Raw genomic sequence first — 15027 nt, 5'->3', positions numbered from 1 at the left:
CCCGCGCTGCGCGATCCCGAATCATGCCAGATGGCTGAAGCAGCCGGGCTGTTTCCGGAGACCGGACGCAAAAACGCCCGCCGCGCGGCAGGCGTTGCCGCGCGGCGGGCGTGCAGGGCGTTCAGCGTCTGGATTACTTCGCGGCTGCGTCGCTGGCCGCTTCGGCGGCCGGCTTGTCGGCCTTACCCTTGCCGTGATGTTCGCGATGACGCCCGCCCTCCGGGCCGCCGTGATGGAAGGTCGCGTCGGCGAGCTTCTTCTGCTCCGGCGACAGGCTCGCATACAGCGGATCGAACGCGTCGACCAGCTTCTTCATGCCGTCCGCATGTGCTTGCGCAATCGTTGCGTACTGTTTCATATCGTCGAGCGCGCTGACGTTGGTCGCGGCCTTGCGCTGATGGAACAGCTGACCCATCGTTTCGCCGTTGCTGCGCATCACGTCGGCGAACGCTTTCCATTGCGTTTCCTGCGCGGGGGTGATCTTCAGCTGCGCATGCAGATAGGCGATGCGGTCTTCGACGTTGCGCTCATGGCCGGCCTTGGCCGCGGGGGCCGACGCAGTGTTCTCCGGGGCCGAAGCCGGCGCGGCGGTTTGGGCGAATGCGCCGCCCATCGAAACGGCCGTAGCCAGCATAACCAGTGCTTTTTTCATCGAAACTCCTGATGTCTGTTCGTATTGAGACACGGCGCGCGGTAACAGGTGATGTGCGCGCCGGGGGCAAATAGCGGCGTACGGCGCGTCCGCCGCCTTCGCCCGTGGCCGCTATTAGTAACACGATATCCGTTCAATCCGGTTGGTGTGCGACAAACGCTTACAACCGAAACGAACGGGAAACGGCTCGCGGACTTTTTAACGGGGCTGCGGCCCGGGACGCGCGATAATCCGCGACATCCACGGCCAACCCCACACCTGCTTCGATGAGACCTCCGCGCCTCGACCAGCTCGACGACCTCGACCGCAACCTCGTTGCGTTGCTGCAAGCCAATGCGCGCGAAAGCGTCGCAAATCTCGCGCGCCAGCTCGGCGTCGCGCGCACCACCGTGATCGCGCGAATCGCGCGGCTCGAACGCAGCAACGTGATCGCCGGCTATAGCGTGCGGCTCGGCCAGGACGTGCTCGATTCGAGCATCGTCGCGTATGTCGGCATCATCATCGCGCCCAAGCATGGGCCGGCGGTGCAGAAGCGGCTGGGCAAAATGCCCGAGGTGCAACTGCTGTGCGCGGTGAGCGGCGAGTTCGACTACGTCGCGTGGCTGCGCGCCGATTCGCCGGAACGGCTGAACGATCTGCTCGATCAGATCGGCGGTCTCGAAGGCGTCGAGCGGACCACCACGTCGATCATTCTGGCGCGCAAGATCGATCGCGGCACCGTCTGACGCACAAGCGTTCGCGGCCTCGCGTTAATGGCCTCGCATTAACGGCCTCCCGTTAACGGCTTTTTTACGCTTTTTCGACGAATCGACTGAGCCGCTCGTCATAACGTCGAACCTGCTGGTCATAGCGCAGCATTTTGCGCGTATGAACTGTTTTTGCTTGTTTCTACACTGTCATCCATGGGTTGAGCCCGCAGGCAGCGTGCGCGACGCGCGGCGCGGCTTCGAGGCCCGGAGACAGCACACGGATAACAAGGAGAAAGCAGATGAAAGTAGCTATCGTTGGCGCAGGTCTGATCGGTCACACCATCGCTCACATGCTGCGCGAAACCGGCGACTACGAAGTCGTCGCGTTCGACCGCGATCAGCACGCACTCGACAAGCTCGCCGCCCAGGGCATCCCGACGCGCCGCGTCGATTCTGCCGATGCCGCCGCGCTGCGTACCGCGATCGAAGGCTTCGACGTGCTGATTAACGCGCTGCCGTACTACCTCGCGGTGAATGTCGCGGCGGCGGCGAAGGGCGCGGGCGTGCATTACTTCGATCTGACCGAGGACGTGCGCGCGACTCACGCGATTCGCGCGATCGCCGCGGACGCCGAGCACGCGTTCATGCCGCAATGCGGTCTCGCGCCGGGCTTCATCGGCATCGCCGCGCACGAACTGGCGAACCGCTTCAGCGAAATCCGCGACGTGAAGATGCGGGTCGGCGCGCTGCCCGAGTTTCCGACCAACGCGTTGAAGTACAACCTGACGTGGAGCGTCGACGGTCTGATCAACGAATACTGCCAGCCGTGCGAGGCGATTCGCGACAGCCGCACGCAGTGGGTGCAGCCGCTCGAAGGGCTCGAGCATTTCTCGCTCGACGGCACGGAGTACGAAGCATTCAACACCTCCGGCGGTCTCGGCACGCTGTGCGAAACGCTCGCGGGCCGGGTCGAATCGCTCGACTACAAGTCGGTGCGCTATCCGGGCCATCGCAACCTGATGCAGTTCCTGCTCGAAGACCTGCGGCTCGCGAGCGACCGCGACACGCTGAAGACGATCATGCGCCGCTCGGTGCCGTCGACCGCGCAGGACGTCGTGCTGGTGTTTATCACGGTCAGCGGGATGCGCGACGGTCAACTGGTGCAGGAAGTGTTCACCCGCAAGATCTTCGCGAAGACCGTCTGCGGCGTGCCGATGAGCGCGATCCAGATCACCACGGCCGGCGCGATGTGCGCGGTGCTCGATCTGTTCCGCGAGCGCAAGCTGCCGCAACGGGGTTTCGTGCGGCAGGAGCAGGTGTCGCTGGCCGACTTTCTTGCGAACCGTTTCGGCAAGCTCTACGAAGGGCAGTCGCTGGAGGCGATGGCGACGGTTTGAACTACGTGAAGTCGTAGGCCGCAGCAAAAGAAAAGCCCCGCTTTGGCGGGGCTTTTTGCATCGCACTGACGCGCTGGAGCGCTCGCCACCCGCTAAGCCGCTAGGCCGCGAGCCGCGCGAGCAGCGCATCGTAATCGGCCGCTTCGGGCGCGGTGTTGTCGAACATCAGCAGATCGTCGCGGGCCGCGCCGCTCGGCACGAAACGCCGTTGCCGGTACTCGTCCCAATGCGCGAGCTTGTACGCATCGGCCGGATTGGCGCGCGCGACGATCCGTTGCCGCGCGGTCTCGTCCGACGTATGCACCCACACGACGCGCAGCTTCACGTCGGCGCCGACGCCGAGCCACGCGCGGTCGAACAGGCGCCGCTCGCGCACCTCGCGCGATAGCGGCCCGACGACGAGCGCGCCGATACCGAGTTCGAGATTCTCGCGCGCGGTATCGATCAGCCCACGATACTCGGGGTCGCGCAGATGCTGGAGAAAGAGCGGGCTGTCGCGGTCGTTGGGATCGCCGCTGAGCATCGCGATCGCGGCGGCGCTATAGCCGCCGTACAGCGTGTCCTTGTCGAGCAGGCACAGCGGGGTGCCGCGCGCCCGCATCAAAGGGCCGATCAGCCGTTTCGCGACGGTGGTCTTGCCGGTGCCCGCATGACCGCAAAAGAACGCCAGCAAGGTCACGAAGGGCGGTCCTCGGGCGGGGCCGCGGCGGCGTCGGGCAACACCGGATCGCGCGCGAACTTACCGTTGGTCTCGAGCCACATCACGTTGATGATGCCGAAGCCGAGCGCCACGCCGACGCCGAGAATCCAGGTGAAATACCACATCGCAGTCTCCTTGAGCGTGCGCCCGAGGTCGGCGGGCAGAGGTCAGGGGCCGGTTACGCGGATCGGCGCAGGTGCCGACGGATTACGGGGGCTGCCGCCGCAATGCCCGGCGCGCCACCCGTGCAGCGATCATGAACAAGAACCCGGTCACGCGCAAGAGGGCGGCGGCCCGCGGCGGCAGCCTACGGGCCCGGGCTGGCGCAACGCTTGGGCGTTGCTATCATGCACAACAACGTACAACAGTCATGCGAACCCGCGTGCGGCCGCCGTCGCGCAGCGCATTGGGCCTCGGGCGCCGGGTGCCGGGGCCCGGACGCGGGCCACGCCACAATCAGAACAGGGGGAGAACAACATGCCGATGCGCCTGTCTTGCCGCGGCCGCGCCGCACCGGGAGCTGGCGTCGCGCGTGCTGCCGGCGCGGCCCCCCGCGGCGCCGTTGCAATCTGCGTCGCGCTCGCGTTGGCCGGCTGCGCATCCGAGCCGGCCGAGCCGGTCGCGTTCAAACCGGTGCCGGTCGAACGCATTGTCAGGCAGGGCTACACGCAGCCGGGTCCCGGCCTCGTCGCGGTCGATCTGCGCCGCGAGCGTTCGCGCGACGTGGTCGTACGCTTTCGCGATGCGCTCGTCTATCTCGACGGCGAGCGCGTGACCGATCTGATGAACGGCGAGCACGTGACGTTCTATCTGCCGCCCGGCCCGCATCGGCTCGGCGTGTCGACGCCGTTCGATCCGCTCGTCGAGCTGAACTTCATCGTCACCGCCGATCCGCGCTACACGAACCGCGCGTCGGTCACCTTCGACGACGATCACCGCATCGGCCTGCGCCGGGTCGCCCAGTAGCGTGCCGCCACTCCTTAACAATTGGATACGCGCGAACCGCGCGCCGCACCGTAACATGGCGGCAGCCGCGCCGCGTGTCGACGCGCGCCTGTCCGTTTTCGGGCAGACCGGCCGTCCGCCTTACACGATGCTTGCGCATCGGCGCGCGCCGGTCTGTTCAGTTTGCAAGGTACTTCGAACATGCTGATCAATTGCGCCGCCTACCAGGACGGCCGGAAACTCGCCGACATCACGATCGAAAACATCAGCGACTATGTTTCGCGCCCCGAATGTTTCGTCTGGGTCGCGCTGAAGGACCCGACTCCCGATGAACTGGCGATCATGAAGGAGGAGTTCGGCTTGCACGAACTCGCGATCGAGGATGCGCAGCACGGCCACCAGCGCCCGAAGATCGAGGAATACGGCGATTCGCTGTTTACCGTGATGCACACGGTCGAAATGGACGAGCACGGCGATTTTGTGATCGGCGAGGTGGACGTGTTCGTCGGCAGCAACTACGTGCTGTCGGTCCGGCGCGGCACCCGCACCGGGTTCCAGGCCGTGCGCACGCGCTGCGAGCGCGAGCCGCATCTGCTGAAGGAGGGCTCGGCGTTCGTGCTGTATGCGCTGATCGACGACGTGGTCGACCGTTACTTCCCGATCGTCGAGGCGATGAGCACCGAACTCGAAACGCTCGAAGACCGCATCTTCGAGAGAAACGATTCGGCGGCCTCGCGCGCGATCGTCGAGGATCTGTACACGATGAAGCGCCGACTCGTGATCCTGCAGCACCATATCGTGCCGCTGCAGGAGGCGGTCAGCAAGCTGACCGGCGGGCGCATTCCGAGCATCTGCGCGGGCATGCAGGCGTACTTCCGCGACGTCTACGACCATCTCGACCGGATCGTGCGGACCATCGAGGGGCGGCGCGAAATCGTCGTCACCGCGGTGCAGGTGAACCTGGGCATGATCTCGCTCGCGGAAAGCGAAATCACCAAGCGGCTCGGTTCGTTCGCCGCGTTGTTCGCAGTCCCGACGATGATCGCCGGCATCTACGGGATGAACTTCGAGCGCATTCCCGAGCTACATTTCAGGTTCGGCTACCCGATCTGTATCGCGGTGATGGTGCTGATCGACGTGGTGCTGTTCCGGCGCTTTCGCAAAGCCGGCTGGCTGTAGCCGGCGCAACACCGCATCGCAGCACCGGCGGTCGTTGACATTGCGAAAGCCTTGCGCCGAGAATAGCCGACGCAAACGTTTGGGCGTAAAAACAATCCGGCTCGCCCGCGAGCCCGACCACCGAGGAGATACGCATGAGCCTTTGGACCCGCCGTCGCCTGCTTGCCGCCGCCGTTCTCGCTACCGCTTCCGCCGCACTACCGCTGTCCGCCGCTTACGCGCAAAACGCGCCCGCTCACAAGCCGAAAGTCGCGCTGGTGATGAAGTCGCTCGCCAACGAGTTCTTCCTGACCATGGAGACCGGCGCGAAGGACTATCAGAAACACAATCCCGGTCTGTTCGACCTCGTCACCAACGGCATCAAGGACGAAACCGACACCGCCAACCAGATCCGCATCGTCGAGCAGATGATCGTCTCGAAGGTCGACGCGATCGTGATCGCGCCGGCCGACTCGAAAGCGCTGGTGCCGGTCGTGAAGAAAGCGGTCGACGCCGGCATCATCGTCGTCAATATCGACAACCGCTTCGATCAGGACGTGCTGAAGTCGAAGGACCTGAACGTGCCGTTCGTCGGCCCGGATAACGCGAAGGGCGCGCAGAAGGTCGGCGACTATCTCGCCAAACGGCTGAAGTCGGGCGACGAGGTCGGCATCCTCGAAGGCGTGTCGACCACCACCAACGCGCAGCAGCGCACGGCGGGCTTCAAGGCCGCGATGCAGACGGTCGGCGCGAAGGTCGTGTCGGTGCAGTCGGGCGAATGGGAAATCGACAAGGGCAACGCGGTCGCGTCGGCGATGCTCAACGAGTACCCGAACCTGAAGGCGCTGCTCGCCGGCAACGACAACATGGCGATCGGCGCGGTTTCGGCGGTGCGCGCGGCCGGCAAGCAGGGCAAGGTGCTGGTGGTCGGCTACGACAACATCAACGCGATCCACCCGATGCTCAAGGACGGCCGCGTGCTCGCGACGGCGGATCAATACGCGGCCAAGCAGGCGGTGTTCGGCATCGACACCGCCTTGAAGGCGCTCAGCGAAAACAAGAAACAGTCGCAGTTGTCCGGCGTGGTCGAAACGCCGGTCGATCTGGTGACCCGAGAGACGCTGAAGTAACCCCGGCCGCCGCGCGAGCCCGCTGCGATTCATGCAACGGGCATTAAAGCGCGCGGCGCCCCGCATTTATTCAACAAACGCTCAAGAATGCCGTCGCGGCGCCGTTAATTTAAGAGTTAAGCGTCATGACGGCGGCCGCGCGATCGGAGCCGCGCGGGCGGCGAGCGCCCGCGCATCTCGCGCCCGTGCCGGCATGACTCGCGACGGCCGCCAGCACAACGAAGCCGTCACGGAACCAGGAGCGCAATGGATTCCACCGACCAATCCGCCTTGCCTGTCGTACTGAGCGTCAGCGGTCTCGGCAAGACCTACGCCGAACCTGTGCTCGCCGACGTCTCGCTGACGCTGCGCGCGGGCGAGGTATTGGCGCTGACCGGCGAGAACGGCGCGGGCAAGAGCACGCTGTCGAAGATCGTCGGCGGACTGGTCGAGCCGAGCACCGGCACGATGCGCCTTGCCGGCGCGCCGTATGCGCCGGCCAGCCGCACCGAGGCCGAGGCGCTCGGCGTGCGGATGGTGATGCAGGAGCTCAATCTGCTGCCGACGCTGTCGGTCGCCGAGAACCTGTTTCTGAACCGGCTGCCGCGCGCGGGCGCGTTCAGCTTCGGCTGGATCGACCGCCGCCGGCTGCGCGAGAACGCGCGCGAAGCGATGGCGCAGGTCGGGCTCGACGCGATCGATCCGGACACGCTGGTCGGTGAACTGGGGATCGGTCATCAGCAGATGGTCGAGATTGCCCGCAATCTGATCGACGACTGCCGGGTGCTGATCCTCGATGAGCCGACCGCGATGCTGACCGCGCGCGAGGTCGATCTGCTGTTCGAGCAGATCGAACGGCTGAAGGCGCGCGGCGTCGCGCTGGTCTATATCTCGCACCGGCTCGAGGAACTCGCGCGGGTGGCCGAACGGGTCGCGGTGCTGCGCGACGGCCGCCTCGTGCACGTCGACGCAATGGCGAATCTGACCAGCGACGAGATCGTCACGTGGATGGTCGGGCGCGAACTGGGCGAGCACATCGATCTCGGCGAGCGCAACCTCGGCGCGCCACTGCTGAAGGTCGAGCGGCTCGCGCGCGGCAGCGCGGTGCGCGATGTGTCGTTCGAGGTGCGCGCGGGCGAGATCTTCGGCATCAGCGGGCTGATCGGCGCGGGCCGCACCGAGCTGATGCGGCTGATTTACGGCGCCGACCGCAAGGACGGCGGCAGCGTGTCGCTCGCGGCGACGCCCGGTGCGCCGCCCACGCCGGTCGCGATCGACTCGCCGGCCGACGCGGTGCGCGCCGGCATCGCGCTGATCACCGAGGACCGCAAGGGCGAAGGCCTGTTGCTGCCGCAGCCGATCGCCGCGAACGTATCGCTCGGCAATCTGCGCAGCGTCGCGCGCCACGGTGTGGTCGACGCGATGCGCGAAAACGCGCTCGCGCAAAAGCAGATCGACGCGATGCGGATTCGCAGCTCGGGCCCTGGGCAGATCGTCGGCGAGCTGTCGGGCGGCAATCAGCAGAAGGTCGTGATCGGCCGCTCTCTCGCGCGCGAGTGCCGGGTGCTGCTGTTCGATGAACCGACGCGCGGGATCGACGTCGGCGCGAAGTTCGATATTTACGGGCTGATGGGCGCGCTCGCGCGCGACGGCCGGGCGCTGGTGGTGGTGTCGAGCGATCTGCGCGAACTGATGCTGATCTGCGACCGGATCGGCGTGATGTCGGCGGGCAGTCTGACCGGCGTGTTCGAGCGCGGCAGCTGGACTCAGGACGCGCTGCTGGCGGCCGCGTTCGCCGGCTATCGCGGCCGCGACGCGCTGCTGCACAGCCCCGTGAGCAACGAAGCAGGGAGTCTGGGATGACCGATCGATCGTGGCGCGACGCGGCGGCGGCCGCCAAGGACGGCAAACGCGACACAGCGGGCAAGGGCGGCAAGGACGGCGCGCTGCCCGCCGATCCGTCGGCGCCGCTCGCGAGCGGCAAACCGGCCGGTACGCGGCTCGGGTTTTCGAACTACCTGGGGCTGGCCGGCGCGCTGCTCGCGATGATCGTGCTGTTCTCGCTGCTCAGTTCGCACTTTCTGACCTACGACACGTTCAGCACGATCGCGAACCAGATCCCGGATCTCGTCGTGATGTCGGTCGGGATGACCTTCGTGCTGATCATTGCGGGGATCGATCTGTCGGTCGGCTCGGTGCTCGCGCTGGGAGCGTCGGTGGTCAGCGTGGCCGCGCTGAAGTGGGGCTGGCCGCCGTTGCCGTCCGCGCTGCTCGGCGTCGCGGTCGCCGCGCTGACCGGCACCGTGACCGGCGCGGTGACGGTGGGCTGGCGGATTCCGTCGTTCATCGTGTCGCTCGGCGTGCTGGAAGCGGCGCGCGGGCTCGCGTACCAGATGACCAGTTCGCGCACCGCGTATATCGGCGACGCGTTCGATTTCCTGTCGAACCCGATCGCGCTCGGCATCTCACCGGCGTTCCTGATCGCGGTCGCGGTGATGGTGATCGCGCAGTTGGTGCTCACGCGCACGGTGTTCGGCCGCTATCTGGTCGGCATCGGCACCAACGAGGAAGCGGTGCGGCTCGCGGGCGTCGATCCGCGCCCGTACAAGGTGATCGTGTTCGCGCTGATGGGCGCGCTGGCGGGACTGGCGGCGCTGTTCCAGATCTCGCGGCTCGAAGCGGCCGATCCGAACGCGGGCGTCGGCGTCGAGCTGCAGGTGATCGCGGCGGTCGTGATCGGCGGCACCAGTCTGATGGGCGGCCGCGGCTCGGTGATCAGCACGTTTTTCGGCGTGCTGATCATTTCGGTGCTCGCGGCAGGGCTCGCGCAGATCGGCGCGAACGAGCCGACCAAGCGGATGATCACCGGCGCGGTGATCGTGGTCGCCGTGGTGCTGGATACCTACCGCAGCCGCCGCAAGCGCGGGTGATGGGCGCGCGGCGGGGTGTGAAGCGGGGCGCGCAGCGGGGTGTGAAGCGCGCAACGATGGATGAAACGAATCAGTCGGCTCCGTCTTCTTTGAGGACGTGATCGACAGGAGAGCAACAGATTATGGCGACGATCAAGGATGTAGCGGCCGTGGCGGGGGTGTCGTTCACGACGGTATCGCACGTGGTGAACAACTCGCGGCCGGTGTCGGCCGATGTGCGCGCGAAAGTCGAGCGCGCGATCCGTGAACTGCACTACGTGCCGTCGGCGGTCGCGCGTTCGCTGAAGGCGCGCGCGACCGCGACGATCGGACTGGTGGTGCCCAACAGCACGAATCCGTATTTCGCGGAGCTCGCGCGCGGCATCGAGGACGGCTGCGCGCGCAACGGCTACTGCGTGTTCTTCTGCAACTCCGACGACGACCCCGCGAAGCAGCGCAACTACCTGCGCGTGCTGCAGGAAAAGCGCATCGACGGGCTGATCGTCGCATCGGCCGGCGACGACGCGGTGCTCGCGCAGACGCTCGCCGACTCGCGCGAGCCGCTGGTCGTGGTGGACCGCAATATCGAGGGGATCAGCGCCGACCTCGTGCAGATCGATCACGAGAAGGGCGCGTACCTGGCGACCCGCCATCTGCTCGAACTGGGCCACGTGCGGATCGGCTGCATCACCGGGCCGGTGCACACCGCGGTCAGCGCGATGCGGGTGCACGGCTTCATTCGCGCGATGGCCGAGCGTGGGATCGAGATTGCCGGCGACGCGATCGTCGAGAGCGATTTTTCCGGCAGCGGCGGCCATCGCGCGGCCGCGCAGCTGTTCGACACGGTGCGGCCGAGCGCGATTTTCGCGGTCAACGACATGATGGGGATCGGCGCGCTGCGCGCGGCCGCGGAACGCAATATCAGCGTGCCGCGCGAGTGCTCGATCATCGGCTTCGACGATATCGAGCTGGGGCGCTTCATGTTTCCGTCGCTGTCGACGGTTGGGCAGTCGGTGCGCGAGCTTGGCGATATCGCCGCGCAGACGCTGGTCGAGCGGATCGCCGAGGCGGCGGCGCCGAATCCGCTGCCGCGCGGGCCGGCGCGCCGGCGGGTGGTGTCGCCGCGGCTGATCGTGCGCGAGTCGACCGCCGCGTGGGCGGGGGAAATACGGCGGGAGCTGGCGGCGTAACGGTCGTCGCGAGGCCCGGCGAGGCCTGGTGAAACCCGGCGGGCGAGATATCGGAAAGACCCGCGGCAAGACCCGCGGCAACTCGCGAAACCCCGCGCGGCGCGCAGCCGGCGCCGCGCCTCGGAGGACAGGCAAGTGGCAAGCAATTCAACCGATGCACGCGTGACGGTGGTCGGCAGTCTGAACATGGACCTCGTGGTGCGGGCGCCGCGTCTGCCGCAGCCGGGCGAGACGCTGGCCGGGCACACGTTCGCGCAGGTTGCCGGCGGCAAGGGCGGCAACCAGGCGGTCGCGGCCGCGCGGCTCGGCGCGCGGGTCGCGATGCTCGGCTGTGTCGGCGCCGATCCGAACGGCGCGCAGTTGCGCGCGGGCCTCGAAGCGGAGGGCATCGACTGCACGGCGCTCGATACCGGCCGCGAGCCGAGCGGCGTCGCGCTGATCGTCGTCGATGACGCGAGCCAGAACACGATCGTGATCGTCGCGGGCAGTAACGGCGAGGTGACGCCCGACGCGATCGCGCGTCACGAAGCGGCGCTGGCCGCCGCCCAGGTGGTGATCTGTCAGCTCGAAACGCCGCCGGCGGCGGTGCGCGCGGCGCTCGCCGCGGCGCGCCGGCTCGGCAAGATCGTGATCCTCAATCCCGCCCCGGCCACCGGGCCGCTGCCGGCCGACTGGCTGCCGCTGATCGACTATCTGATTCCAAACGAAACCGAAGCCGCCGCGTTGACCGGCCTCACGGTGGAGTCGCCCGACGACGCGGCGCAAGCCGCCGCCGCGCTGCGGGCGGCCGGCGCGCGCAATGTGCTGATCACGCTCGGCGCGCGCGGCCTGTATGCGGCGCTCGACGGCGCCGCACCCGCGCTGTACGACGCGCCGCGGGTTGCGGCGGTCGATACCACGGCGGCCGGCGACACGTTTATCGGCGGTTTCGCCGCACAGCTGGCGCAGGGCGCCGAGGTCGACGCCGCGCTGCGCTTCGCGCAGCGGGCCGCCGCGTTGTCGGTGACGCGCGCGGGCGCGCAGCCTTCGATTCCCCGCCGCGCGGAGCTCGACGCGCTGGGATGAGCCGCGCGCCGACCAGCCCCGTCGCCAGCACCCATCCCTCCCGATCCCCGCAGTTTCCCACCTCAAAACCCGCGCTTTGACAAGGCCGGTCGGGCCGCTTCGCGCCCGCGCGCTCAACCCATTTTTCCGGTAATACCTTCCAAACTGCCGACAACGTCTTTCTTCATACCTTTTAAATGCTTCAAGGATAGGGCGGCGGTGCCGTAAACAGAAGTTAGAGCGCGCACTCGAAAGCGCCGGACTCGAAGCACGCGGCCGCCCGCCGCGTTCCCAGCCTCTCATTTTTGCAAAGCACACAGGATCCAAGCATGTTGAACAAGGGCATTACGATCAAGGCGCGCATCGGCCTGACCATGGCGTTCCTCGCGGCGCTGCTGGTGGCGACCGGCGTGTTCGGTCTGTTCGGTATGGGCCGCTCCAACGCCGCGTATCAGGACACTTTCACCAACGCGATGCCGAGCGCGGTCAACGTCGGCAATGCCGAGATGTACGCGGCGCGCGAGCGCCTCGCGCTCGATCGCGCCGCGTTCATGGCCGGCACGCCGGAAGCGGCACCGACCATCGAACGCGCGCGGATGCTGCGGGGCGTATCCGACTCGTGGTGGAAGAAATATCTGGATCTGCCGCGCAACCCGGAAGAAGACCGGCTCGCGCAGGACGTGGCCGCGAGGCGCGACACGCTGCACCAGCAACTCGACGGCTTCGCGGCGTCGATTACCGCGAACGATCAGAGCAAGCTGCTCGAGGGCGCGAAAAGCCTGCAAGTGAGCTTTAACGATCTGGTCGCCGCCGACGACGCGCTGCGCAAGTTCCAGTTCGAGTCGGCCAAACAGGGCTTCGACGACGCGCAGGGCAGCTTCGCGACGTTCCGGATGGTCAGCATCGGCGCGTTGGTGGTCGGCGTGCTCGCGGCGGCGCTGTCGTATCTCGCGCTCAGCCGCGCGATCGCCCGCCCGCTCGACGAAGCACTCGGCCATTTCGATGCGATCGCGGCCGGCGACCTGCGCCGTCCGGTGGTCATCAGTTCGCGCGACGAAATGGGGCAACTGCTCGAAGGAATCGCCAGAATGCAGCGCAGCCTCACCGAAACGGTGCGCAGCGTGCGCGGCGGCAGCGAGTCGATCGCGACCGCGACGCGCCAGATCGCGGCCGGCAACATCGACCTGTCGTCGCGGACCGAAGAGCAGGCGTCGGCGCTGCAGGAAACCGCGTCGAGCATGGAACAGCTGACCGGCACCGTGCGCCAGAACGCCGACAACGCGCGTCAGGCAAGCGCGCTCGCGGCCAATGCGTCGGAGATCGCCAACAAGGGCAGCGCAGTGGTCGGCCAGGTGGTCGGCACGATGGGCGACATCAACCAGAGCTCGGCGAAGATCGCCGACATCATTTCGATCATCGAAGGCATCGCGTTCCAGACCAACATCCTCGCGCTGAACGCGGCGGTCGAGGCGGCCCGCGCCGGCGAGGAAGGACGCGGCTTCGCGGTGGTCGCGGGCGAGGTGCGCAGCCTCGCGCAGCGCTCGTCGGCGGCGGCCAAGGAAATCAAGGAGCTGATCGATACGTCGGTCGAGCGCGTGCAATCGGGCTCGGCGCTGGTCGACGAAGCGGGCCGCACGATGACCGAGATCATCGGCGCGGTGCAGCGCGTGACCGACATCATGGGCGAGATCGCGGCGGCTTCCGAGGAACAGAGCGGCGGGATCGATCAGGTCGCGCGCGCGGTCACGCAGATGGACGAGGTCACCCAGCAGAACGCGGCGCTGGTCGAGGAGGCGGCCGCCGCGGCGTCGTCGCTGGAAGAGCAGGCGGGGCGCCTGCGCAGCGCGGTCGCGGTGTTCCAGGTCGACGAAGGCGGGCGCGGCGAAGCGCTTGCGCCGCAGCTGTCCGTTGCGCCCAAGCGGATTGCGTCGACGGGTTCGCTCGCGACCGGCGTGCGTAAGGCGACCCCGGCCACCCCGGCCGGCACGCCGGCGCGGGCCACAGCGCCGGCAGCGGCCGCCGCGAAGGCGGGCGCGGTGCCCGCCACCGGCTCGGCGCCGCAGCCGTCACCCGCCAAGGCGACCGTTGCCGCCGGCGGCGATCAGGATTGGGAGACCTTCTAAGTCCGAAGCCGCGTACGCGCGGTTGTCATCGTGTCGGTGCGCTCCATTGAAGAGTGGGCTCGAATGGGGCGAGCCGATGCAACATTCGTTCCCATTTATGTGCGCTTTGCGCAGACAGAAGGACGGCCGCCACGATCGCAGCGATCGGGCTGCAAAGACCGCACAGGCGTTTGTCCGGGCGGTCTTTTTTTTTGCGTGCGCATGAATTGAACGTTTGCGCGCCGCGCGCGCTCCCCGGCGCGGGTCGCGATCCGGTACATTGACGGGCACAACTTCACTCACCACCCGATGCGCCAGCCAGGAAGAACCGACATGACGCCATACGATCTAGCGCAACACCTCGTCGACGCCCGTCGGCAGCGTCGTCCGATCGATGCGCCCGCGCCCGACAGCCTGCCGCCCGACGCGGCGACTGCCTATGCGATCCAGCAGGCGGTGATCGCGGGCCTGGGCGAGACGACCGGCGCATGGAAGATCGGCGCGAAGAGTCCCGGCGGCGCCGCGTCCGGCGCGCCGATCCCGGCCTCGCTGGTGCTGCCGTCGCCGGCGCGGCTCGCGCATGGCGGCTTTTTCCGGGTGCTGGTCGAACTCGAGATCGCGTTCCGCTTCGATCAGACGATCGAGCCGCGCGGCCAGGCCTATGCGCGCGACGAGGTGCTGTCCAAAGTCGGCGCGGTGCTGCCGGCGCTCGAAATCGTCGACAGCCGCTTCAGCGAATGGCCGAATGTTGCGCCGCTCGCGCAGCTGGCCGACGCGCAGAACAACGGCGCGCTGATCACCGGTCATCCGGCGCCGTATGCGAGCCTCGCGCGCGGCTTCGATTTCGTCTCGCCGGAACTGGAGCTGAGCTTTAACGGCCAGTCGCTGCTGCCGGAGGCGACCGGTAATCCCGCCGGCGATCCGCGCGAGTTGCTGGTGTGGTTCGTCAACCATTGCGCGGCCATGGGTATCACGATCGAGCGCGAGTGGACCATCACCACCGGGTCGTACGTTGGCGCGCACAAGCTCGCCGAAGCGGGGATCGTGCGCGGTCATATCGACGGTCTCGGCGAAGTGGAAATCGAACTGAGCTGAGCTGAGTGGCGCGCGGCGCCGCTTGTAACCGAAGATT

General features: G+C 67.4%; 14 protein-coding genes. 11 read left to right on the top strand and 3 right to left on the bottom strand.

All coding sequences use genetic code 11. The features are described 5' to 3' along the window. Window positions 1–133: 133 nt before the first annotated feature. On the bottom strand, window positions 134–652 hold the full coding sequence (locus LJ656_RS03285) for a Spy/CpxP family protein refolding chaperone (protein WP_230507828.1): 519 nt from the start codon (window positions 650–652) through the stop codon (window positions 134–136). Window positions 653–918: 266 nt separating this feature from the next. On the opposite strand from LJ656_RS03285, the gene LJ656_RS03280 reads away from it, so the two are divergent. Together LJ656_RS03280 and LJ656_RS03275 are read left to right on the top strand one after the other, a co-directional pair. Further along, window positions 919–1377 carry an Lrp/AsnC family transcriptional regulator gene (locus LJ656_RS03280; RefSeq protein ID WP_008922942.1) on the top strand — a complete coding sequence of 153 codons (459 nt, stop codon included), beginning with the start codon at window positions 919–921 and terminating at the stop codon, window positions 1375–1377. Between the two features lie 263 nt (window positions 1378–1640). Further along, window positions 1641–2738, top strand: coding sequence for a saccharopine dehydrogenase family protein (locus LJ656_RS03275; RefSeq protein WP_230507827.1), 1098 nt, complete (start codon window positions 1641–1643; stop codon window positions 2736–2738). A 100-nt stretch (window positions 2739–2838) separates the two neighbouring features. On the opposite strand, the gene LJ656_RS03270 is transcribed toward LJ656_RS03275, so the two are convergent. After that, entirely contained in the window at window positions 2839–3417 is a 579-nt protein-coding gene (locus tag LJ656_RS03270; protein ID WP_230507826.1) for a P-loop nucleotide/nucleoside kinase family protein, read from the bottom strand. Beyond that, window positions 3414–3563: a cytochrome bd-I oxidase subunit CydX gene (gene cydX, locus LJ656_RS03265; protein ID WP_230507825.1), complete on the bottom strand. Its 150-nt coding sequence runs from the start codon at window positions 3561–3563 to the stop codon at window positions 3414–3416. The genes LJ656_RS03270 and cydX overlap by 4 nt, the downstream gene beginning before the upstream one ends. A 352-nt stretch (window positions 3564–3915) precedes the next feature. Here cydX and LJ656_RS03260 point away from each other — a divergent pair, with 352 nt between their 5' ends. The 9 genes from LJ656_RS03260 (at window position 3916) to LJ656_RS03220 (ending at window position 14990) form a co-directional block, all read left to right on the top strand. Then, complete coding sequence (locus LJ656_RS03260) at window positions 3916–4404, top strand: hypothetical protein (protein ID WP_230507824.1); 489 nt, start codon at window positions 3916–3918, stop codon at window positions 4402–4404. Between the two features lie 180 nt (window positions 4405–4584). After that, complete coding sequence (corA, locus tag LJ656_RS03255; RefSeq protein WP_230507823.1) at window positions 4585–5562, top strand: magnesium/cobalt transporter CorA; 978 nt, start codon at window positions 4585–4587, stop codon at window positions 5560–5562. Window positions 5563–5696: 134 nt separating this feature from the next. Further along, window positions 5697–6671: a sugar ABC transporter substrate-binding protein gene (locus tag LJ656_RS03250; RefSeq protein WP_230507822.1), complete on the top strand. Its 975-nt coding sequence runs from the start codon at window positions 5697–5699 to the stop codon at window positions 6669–6671. Between the two features lie 246 nt (window positions 6672–6917). After that, window positions 6918–8513 (top strand): sugar ABC transporter ATP-binding protein, encoded by a 1596-nt coding sequence (locus LJ656_RS03245; RefSeq protein ID WP_230507821.1) that lies wholly within the window; start codon window positions 6918–6920, stop codon window positions 8511–8513. Beyond that, on the top strand, window positions 8510–9580 hold the full coding sequence (locus tag LJ656_RS03240; protein WP_230507820.1) for an ABC transporter permease: 1071 nt from the start codon (window positions 8510–8512) through the stop codon (window positions 9578–9580). The genes LJ656_RS03245 and LJ656_RS03240 overlap by 4 nt, the downstream gene beginning before the upstream one ends. Window positions 9581–9702: 122 nt before the next feature. After that, complete coding sequence (locus tag LJ656_RS03235; RefSeq protein ID WP_230507819.1) at window positions 9703–10749, top strand: LacI family DNA-binding transcriptional regulator; 1047 nt, start codon at window positions 9703–9705, stop codon at window positions 10747–10749. Window positions 10750–10884: 135 nt separating this feature from the next. Continuing rightward, window positions 10885–11814: a ribokinase gene (rbsK, locus tag LJ656_RS03230; RefSeq protein ID WP_230507818.1), complete on the top strand. Its 930-nt coding sequence runs from the start codon at window positions 10885–10887 to the stop codon at window positions 11812–11814. A gap of 308 nt (window positions 11815–12122) precedes the next feature. Then, window positions 12123–13916, top strand: coding sequence for a methyl-accepting chemotaxis protein (locus LJ656_RS03225; protein WP_230507817.1), 1794 nt, complete (start codon window positions 12123–12125; stop codon window positions 13914–13916). Between the two features lie 312 nt (window positions 13917–14228). After that, complete coding sequence (locus tag LJ656_RS03220; RefSeq protein WP_230507816.1) at window positions 14229–14990, top strand: 2-keto-4-pentenoate hydratase; 762 nt, start codon at window positions 14229–14231, stop codon at window positions 14988–14990. The last annotated feature ends 37 nt before the right edge of the window (window positions 14991–15027 follow it).

Origin of the sequence: Paraburkholderia sejongensis, from assembly GCF_020880815.1 — a bacterium.
Lineage (GTDB): Bacteria > Pseudomonadota > Gammaproteobacteria > Burkholderiales > Burkholderiaceae > Paraburkholderia > Paraburkholderia sejongensis.
This window is presented reverse-complemented; position numbering and strand designations above follow the sequence as displayed.